At 66.1% G+C, this 7,047-nt stretch carries 6 protein-coding genes and 1 pseudogene; all 7 read left to right on the plus strand.

Going from position 1 to position 7,047, the window contains the following annotated elements; genetic code table 11:
• A pseudogene (locus tag Q0602_RS17680) lies at positions 1 to 329 on the plus strand (NADH-quinone oxidoreductase subunit C/D); the annotation flags it as partial.
• A 10-nt stretch (positions 330 to 339) separates the two neighbouring features.
• Positions 340 to 852 (plus strand): NADH-quinone oxidoreductase subunit NuoE, encoded by a 513-nt coding sequence (nuoE, locus tag Q0602_RS17685; RefSeq protein ID WP_298846009.1) that lies wholly within the window; start codon positions 340 to 342, stop codon positions 850 to 852.
• A gap of 31 nt (positions 853 to 883) precedes the next feature.
• Positions 884 to 2,224, plus strand: a complete 1,341-nt coding sequence (gene nuoF, locus Q0602_RS17690) for an NADH-quinone oxidoreductase subunit NuoF (protein ID WP_298846012.1) — start codon at positions 884 to 886, stop codon at positions 2,222 to 2,224.
• A gap of 15 nt (positions 2,225 to 2,239) precedes the next feature.
• Positions 2,240 to 5,014 (plus strand): NADH-quinone oxidoreductase subunit NuoG, encoded by a 2,775-nt coding sequence (gene nuoG, locus Q0602_RS17695; RefSeq protein ID WP_298846017.1) that lies wholly within the window; start codon positions 2,240 to 2,242, stop codon positions 5,012 to 5,014.
• Positions 5,011 to 5,994: an NADH-quinone oxidoreductase subunit NuoH gene (gene nuoH, locus Q0602_RS17700; protein ID WP_295039456.1), complete on the plus strand. Its 984-nt coding sequence runs from the start codon at positions 5,011 to 5,013 to the stop codon at positions 5,992 to 5,994. Before nuoG ends, nuoH begins: the two co-directional genes overlap by 4 nt.
• A 12-nt stretch (positions 5,995 to 6,006) precedes the next feature.
• Positions 6,007 to 6,555, plus strand: coding sequence for an NADH-quinone oxidoreductase subunit NuoI (gene nuoI / locus Q0602_RS17705; protein WP_110707131.1), 549 nt, complete (start codon positions 6,007 to 6,009; stop codon positions 6,553 to 6,555).
• A 247-nt stretch (positions 6,556 to 6,802) separates the two neighbouring features.
• Positions 6,803 to 7,047: NADH-quinone oxidoreductase subunit J (locus Q0602_RS17710; RefSeq protein ID WP_298846022.1), on the plus strand; the 245-nt coding region annotated here is incomplete at its 3' end.

Raw genomic sequence — 7,047 nt, forward strand, 5'->3', positions numbered from 1 at the left:
CTTACAAGGCCGACCATCCGCTGACCACGCCGCCGCCGAAAGAACGCACGCTGCAACACATCGAAACCCTGATCACCCACTTCCTGCAGGTTTCCTGGGGCCCGGTCATGCCGGCCAACGAAGCCTTCCAGATGATCGAGGCGACCAAGGGTATCAACAGCTACTACCTGACCAGCGACGGCAGCACCATGAGCTACCGGACGCGCATTCGCACGCCCAGCTTTCCGCATCTGCAGCAGATCCCCGCCGTCATGCGCGGGGGGTTCGTGCCGGATCTGATCGCGCACCTGGGCAGCATCGACTTCGTCATGGCCGATGTGGACCGATGAGGCAGCCATCATGACTACTACCGCGACTATTGGAACGACCATTGCCAGCGACGGTTTTGCCCTCGATCCCGCCGACCGCGAAATGATCCTCGAGGAGCGGGCGCACTATCCCTATCCGCAGGCGGCATGCATCGAGGCGTTGAAGATCGTGCAGAAGCGCCACGGTCACGTGCCGGATGGCGCGATTCCGGCGATCGCCGAAACGCTGGGCATTCGCGTGGCCGACGTCGAGGGCGTGGCGACCTTCTACAGCCTGATCTTCCGTCAGCCGGTCGGCCGCCACGTCATCCTGATCTGCGACAGCAGTTCCTGCTTTTTGACCGATTACGAGGCACTGCGCGACGCCTTCATCGAGCATCTCGGCATCCAGGTGGGGCAGACCACCGCAGACGGGCGCTTCACCCTGCTGCCGGTGTGCTGTCTCGGCGCCTGCGATCGCGGGCCCACGATTCTGATCGGCGAGGATCTGCACGGCCCGGTGACCCCGGACGAGATCCCCCGGCTGCTGGAGGCGTACGCATGACGTTCAAGAACCTGATGCGGGAGGGCGAGTCATGAGCCGCATTCTGCAATCCGCCGGCGAACGCCGCGCCGAGACCCACCCGCTGACCTGGCGCCTGCACGACGATCAGTCGCCGGTGCTACTCGAGGAGTATCTCGACACGCAAGGCTACGCCGCGGTCACCAAGGCGCTCGAGCAGCACACCTACGAGTCGCTGACCGAGGAAGTGAAGAGCGCCAATCTTCGCGGCCGTGGCGGCGCCGGGTTCTCCGCCGGGTTCAAGTGGAGCCTGACCATGAAGGGCGAGGGCGTCCCCCGCGGTTACATCGTCTGCAACGCCGACGAGATGGAGCCGGGCACGTTCAAGGATCGCCTGCTGATGGAGCAGCAGCCGCACCTGCTGATCGAGGGCATGATCCTGGCCGGCATCGCCAACCGTGCCAAGCAGGGCTACATCTTCCTGCGCGGCGAGTACCATCTGGCTGCCGCCGCGATCCAGCGTGCCCTGGCCGACGCCCGGGCCGATGGCTGGCTGGGTGCGGACGTGCGCGGCAGCGGCTGGGACTTCGATATCGCCCTGCACACCGGTGCCGGTCGCTATATCTGCGGCGAAGAGACCGCGTTGATCAACTCCCTCGAGGGCAAGCGCGCCAATCCTCGCGCCAAACCGCCGTTTCCCGGCCAGTCCGGCGCCTGGGGGCTGCCGACGGTGGTCAACAACGTCGAGACGCTGTGCAACGTGCCGGGTATCGTCAATCACGGTGCCGACTGGTTCCAGGCGCTCTCCGGCGACCTCAGCAGCGACGGTGGCACCAAGCTCTACGGTGTCTCCGGCAAGGTCAACAATCCTGGGCTGTGGGAACTGCCGATGGGCACCACTGGCAATCGGATCCTCGAGCTCGCCGGCGGCATGCGTGACGGCCTGACCCTCAAGAGCTGGCTGCCCGGCGGCGGCAGTACCGGCTTCCTGCTGCCCGAACATCTCGAGTTGGCGCTCGATTTCGACACCATCGGCAAGACCGGCAGCCGCATGGGAACGGGGCTGCTGACCGTGGTCGCCGATAACCAGAGCATGGTCTCGCTGACCCGCAACCTCGAGGAGTTCTTCGCCCGCGAGTCCTGCGGCTGGTGCACGCCGTGCCGCGACGGCCTGCCCTGGAGCGTCAAGCTGCTGCGGGCGCTGGAGGCTGGCGAGGGCGAGGCTGGCGATATCGAGCTGCTGGAGCAGATGGCCCGCGACCTGGGGCCGGGCAAGACCTTCTGCGCGCATGCGCCGGGGGCGGCGATGCCGCTGGCATCCGCGATCCACTATTTCCGTGACGAGTTCGAGCGCGGCATCACCCGACCCAAGGGTGAGGCGCACGCGGACCCGATCCCGGTCGGCAGCGTGTAGGAGGAGTTCGACGCCATGGCCACTATTCACGTCGACGGCAACGACTACGAAGTCGAAGACAGCGACAACCTGCTCCACGCCTGCCTCTCGCTGGGACTGGATATTCCCTATTTCTGCTGGCATCCGGCGATGGGCAGCGTCGGTGCGTGCCGCCAGTGCGCGGTGAAGCAGTACAAGGACGCCGACGATGACCGCGGCATGCTGGTGATGTCGTGCATGGCCCCGGTCAAGGACGACGCCTACATCTCCATCGCCGACGAGGAGGCCAAGGTCTTCCGCGAGACGGTGATCGAGTTCCTGATGGTCAACCATCCCCACGACTGCCCGGTCTGCGAGGAAGGCGGCCACTGCCATCTGCAGGACATGACGGTGATGACCGGTCACGACCGCCGCCGTTACCGTTTCCGCAAGCGCACCCATCGCAACCAGAACCTGGGACCGTTCATCGCCCACGAGATGAACCGCTGCATCACCTGCTATCGCTGTACGCGGTTCTACCAGGATTATGCCGGTGGCGAGGACCTGGGTGCCTTCGGCGCCCATGACAACGTCTACTTCGGTCGCGTCACCGACGGCACCCTGGAGAGCGAGTTCTCCGGCAACCTGACCGAGGTCTGCCCGACCGGCGTGTTCACCGACCAGACCCACTCCGATCACTACACCCGCAAGTGGGACCTGCAGTTCGCGCCGAGCGTCTGCCACCAGTGCGCCAGCGGCTGCAACATCAGTCCCGGCGAGCGCTACGGCGATATTCGCCGGATCGAGAATCGCTACAACGGCGACGTCAACGGCTACTTCCTCTGCGACCGCGGCCGGTTCGGCTACGGCTACGTCAACCGCAAGGATCGGCCGACACGTCCCGAATGCCGGGAGGCCGGTGGTGAGGCGCGCACGATGGAAGTCGACGAAGCGCTCGATCTGGCCGCGGATCGCCTGCGTGGCGCCAGGCGGCTCATCGGCATCGGCTCGCCCCGGGCCAGCCTGGAGAGCAACCACCGCCTGCGTCAGCTGGTCGGTGCGGCCAACTTCTCCACCGGTATCGAGGCCGGAGAGCTGGCGCGGGTCCGACGGATGGAAGCGCTCAACCGCGACGCCGGCCTGACCACGCCGAGCCTGCGCGAGGTCGAGCAGTGCGACGCGATCCTGGTGCTCGGCGAAGACCTCATCCAGAGCGCCGCCCGTGTCGCGTTGTCGGTGCGTCAGGCGGTGCGCGGCAAGGGCGTGGAGCTGGGCGCCGAGCGCGGCATCCCCGAATGGAACGCCGAGGCGGTGAAGACCATCGCCCAGGACGCTGGCCATCCGCTCTTCCTGGCCACGCCCGATGTCACCAAGCTCGATGGAATCGCCGCCCACGCCGAGCGTCTCGCCCCCGACGATATCGCCCGGCTCGGTTTCGCCGTGGCCCATGCCCTGGATTCCACCGCGCCGGCCGTCGACGGTCTCGACGCGGCAACGTCACAGTTGGTCGAGCGCATCGCCGATGCCCTGCTGGCGGCGAAAAAGCCGCTGGTCATTGCCGGCGAGTCACTGGGGTCGATGGCGATCCTGGAAGCGGCCGGCAACATCGCCCGCGCGCTCGGCCGGCGCCAGCGTTCGGACGCCGGCCTGACCCTCGTCCGTCGCGAGGCCAATAGCGTCGGGCTCGGGTTGCTGGGCGGGGAATCCCTCGACTGGGCGCTGGCGCAACTGGAAACCGGGGACGCCGACGGTGTGGTGATTCTCGAGAACGATCTCTATACCCGGCTGCCGGCGCCACGCGTGGATAGCGCGCTCGGGCGGGCCACGGCGGTCGTCGTGGTCGATCACCAGCGCACGCCGACCTGGGAGCGATCCGACATCGGCTTGCCTGCGGGCACGTTCGCCGAGAGCGACGGCACCCTGGTCAGCCTCGAAGGCCGCGCGCAGCGCTTCTATCAGGTGTTCGACCCCAGCTACATGCGCCCGGACACCCGGATTCGCGAGAGCTGGCGCTGGCTGCATGCGCTCCACGCCACGCTGGAGCGCCAGCCAGTGGAGACCATCCTGCTCGACGACCTGACCCAGGCCGTCGCCGAGGATGCCCCCGCCCTGGCCCCGCTGCACCAGAACACGCCGGAGGCGATGTTCCGCATCCACGGCCTGAAACTGGCCCGCGAGCCCCACCGCTACAGCGGCCGTACCGCCATGCGCGCCAATCTCGACGTCAACGAGCCGCGGGCGCCGATGGACCTCGACACGCCGTTCGCCTTCTCGATGGAAGGTTATTCCGGCTATCGGGAGCCGCGCCGGGAGGTCGCCTTCGCCTGGGCGCCGGGCTGGAACTCCCCGCAGGCCTGGAACAAGTTCCAGGACGAGGTCGGTGGCCATCTGCGCGCCGGAGATCCGGGCAAGCGGCTGTTCACGGCCGCCGCCGCCGGTGGCGACTACTGCACCGACATCCCAGCCGCCTTCAAGCCGCGCGAGGGCGAATGGCAAGTGCTCGACCTGCCCCAGCTGTTCGGCGGCGACGACATGTCGCGCCGGGCCGAACCGATTCGCGAGCGCATGGCGCCGCCGCAGGTCGCGCTCAACCAGACCGACGCCGCGGGGCTGGGTATCGGCGCCGGCGATGCGGTCTCGATCGCTGTCGATGGCACTCGCTTCAGGCTGCCGGCGAGACTCAGCGCCGGTCTGCCGCCAGGTGTCGTTGGCCTGCCCGCTGGTTCGATCCAGGAAGTCACCGGAGGATTGACGCCAGGTGCCGTGCGCTGGGGAGCGGTCGCGAAAGCGGAGCACGATGGCCAGGCGCCGGCCGGGGAGGCGCGCCCATGAACTGGTGGACGCCGCAAGTCGAGGCGACGTTGATCGCCATGGTTCAGGCCGTGGTCATTCTGCTGGTCGTGGTCGTTTCCGGGGCGCTGTTGAGCATGATCGAACGGCGCCTGCTGGCGCTGTGGCAGGACCGCTACGGCCCCAACCGGGTCGGTCCGTTCGGGCTTCTGCAGATCGCGGCGGACATGCTCAAGATCTTCTTCAAGGAGGACTGGATCCCGCCGTTCGCCGACCGGACCTTCTTCGTGCTGGCGCCGGCGATCGCCATGGCCTCGCTGCTGCTGTCGTTCATGGTGATCCCGATCACGCCCGGCTGGGGGGTGGCGGATCTCAACATCGGCATCCTGTTCTTCTTCGCCATGGCCGGCATCAACGTCTACGCGGTGCTGTTCGCCGGTTGGGCCAGCAGCAACAAGTACGCGCTGCTCGGCGCCCTGCGCGCCTCCGCCCAGACGCTCTCCTACGAGGTCTTCATGGGCCTGGCGGTGATGGGCATCGTCGCCATGACCGGCTCGTTCAACATGCGCGACATCGTCAATGCGCAGGAGAACGTCTGGTTCATCGTGCCGCAGTTCTTCGGCTTCTGCACCTTCGTCATCGCCGGGATCGCGGTGACCCACCGCCATCCGTTCGATCAGCCCGAGGCCGAGCAGGAGCTGGCCGACGGCTACCACATCGAATATTCCGGGATGAAATGGGGCATGTTCTTCGTCGGCGAGTACATCGGCATCGTGCTGATCTCGGCGCTGCTGGTGACGCTGTTCTTCGGCGGCTGGCACGGGCCGCTGCTGCCGCCGATCGTCTGGTTCCTGCTCAAGACGGTGTTCTTCGTCATCCTGTTCGTGCTGCTGCGCGCGGCGTTGCCGCGGCCGCGCTACGACAAGGTGATGAGCTTCGGCTGGAAGGTGTGTCTGCCGCTGACACTCGTCAATCTATTGATCACCGGGGCGATGATTCTGCTCATCGACCCGGGCGTGTAAGGGAGAGCGACCATGCTGAGTCAGATCCGGAAGATCGTGTCCGGCACCGGCACGCAACTGCGCACGCTGTGGATGGTGTTTTCGCACGCCTGGCGCAAGCGCGAGACGCTGCAGTACCCGGAAGAGCAGGTCTACCTGCCGCCGCGCTATCGTGGCCGCATCGTGCTGACCCGCGATCCGGACGGCGAGGAGCGCTGCGTGGCCTGCAACCTGTGCGCCGTGGCCTGTCCGGTGGCGTGCATCTCGTTGCAGAAGGGGGAGAAGGAGGATGGCCGCTGGTATCCGGAGTTCTTCCGCATCAATTTCTCGCGCTGCATCTTCTGTGGCATGTGCGAGGAGGCGTGCCCGACCTCGGCGATCCAGCTGACCCCGGATTTCGAGATGAGCGAATTCCGACGCCAGGAGCTCGTCTACGAGAAGCAGGACCTGCTGATCGATGGCCCGGGCAAGGATCACAACACCAACTTCTATCGCGTGGCCGGCCTGTCGATTGCCGGCAAGGACAAGGGCGAGGCGCAGAACGAGGCCGAGCCCATCGACGTCAAGTCGCTGATGCCATGAGAACCTGCCTACGATCTGCTGCGCGTCGGCCAAACTTTGTTGAAAACACTTTCGAGATGCTCATTTACCCCCAAGTAAACTCCGCTTCCTCAAGTGTTTTCGCCTCGCGATCCACATGGATGTGGGAAGTGCGTTGGCCCGTAGGGAACGGGCATAGCCTTGGCTCTAGCTCGCGAGATCGTAAACAGATTCCAAGTCGGGTGGGGCGTGTTAGGGGGCTTGTGCTGCCCAAAGCTGGGAGAGAGATATGCAAATCGCGTTTTACTTGAGTGGCCTGGTCGCGATTCTCGCCACCCTTCGCGTGGTGACCGGCACCCATCCGGTCCACGCGCTGCTCTATCTGATCGTGTCGCTGATCGCGGTGGCGATGGTGTTCTTCGCGCTGGGGGCGCCGTTCGCCGGGGCCCTGGAGATCATCGTCTATGCCGGCGCGATCATGGTGCTGTTCGTGTTCGTGGTGATGATGCTCAATCTCGGCGAGTCGGCGGTGGA

This window comes from uncultured Salinicola sp. (assembly GCF_937921195.1).
Classification (GTDB): domain Bacteria; phylum Pseudomonadota; class Gammaproteobacteria; order Pseudomonadales; family Halomonadaceae; genus Salinicola.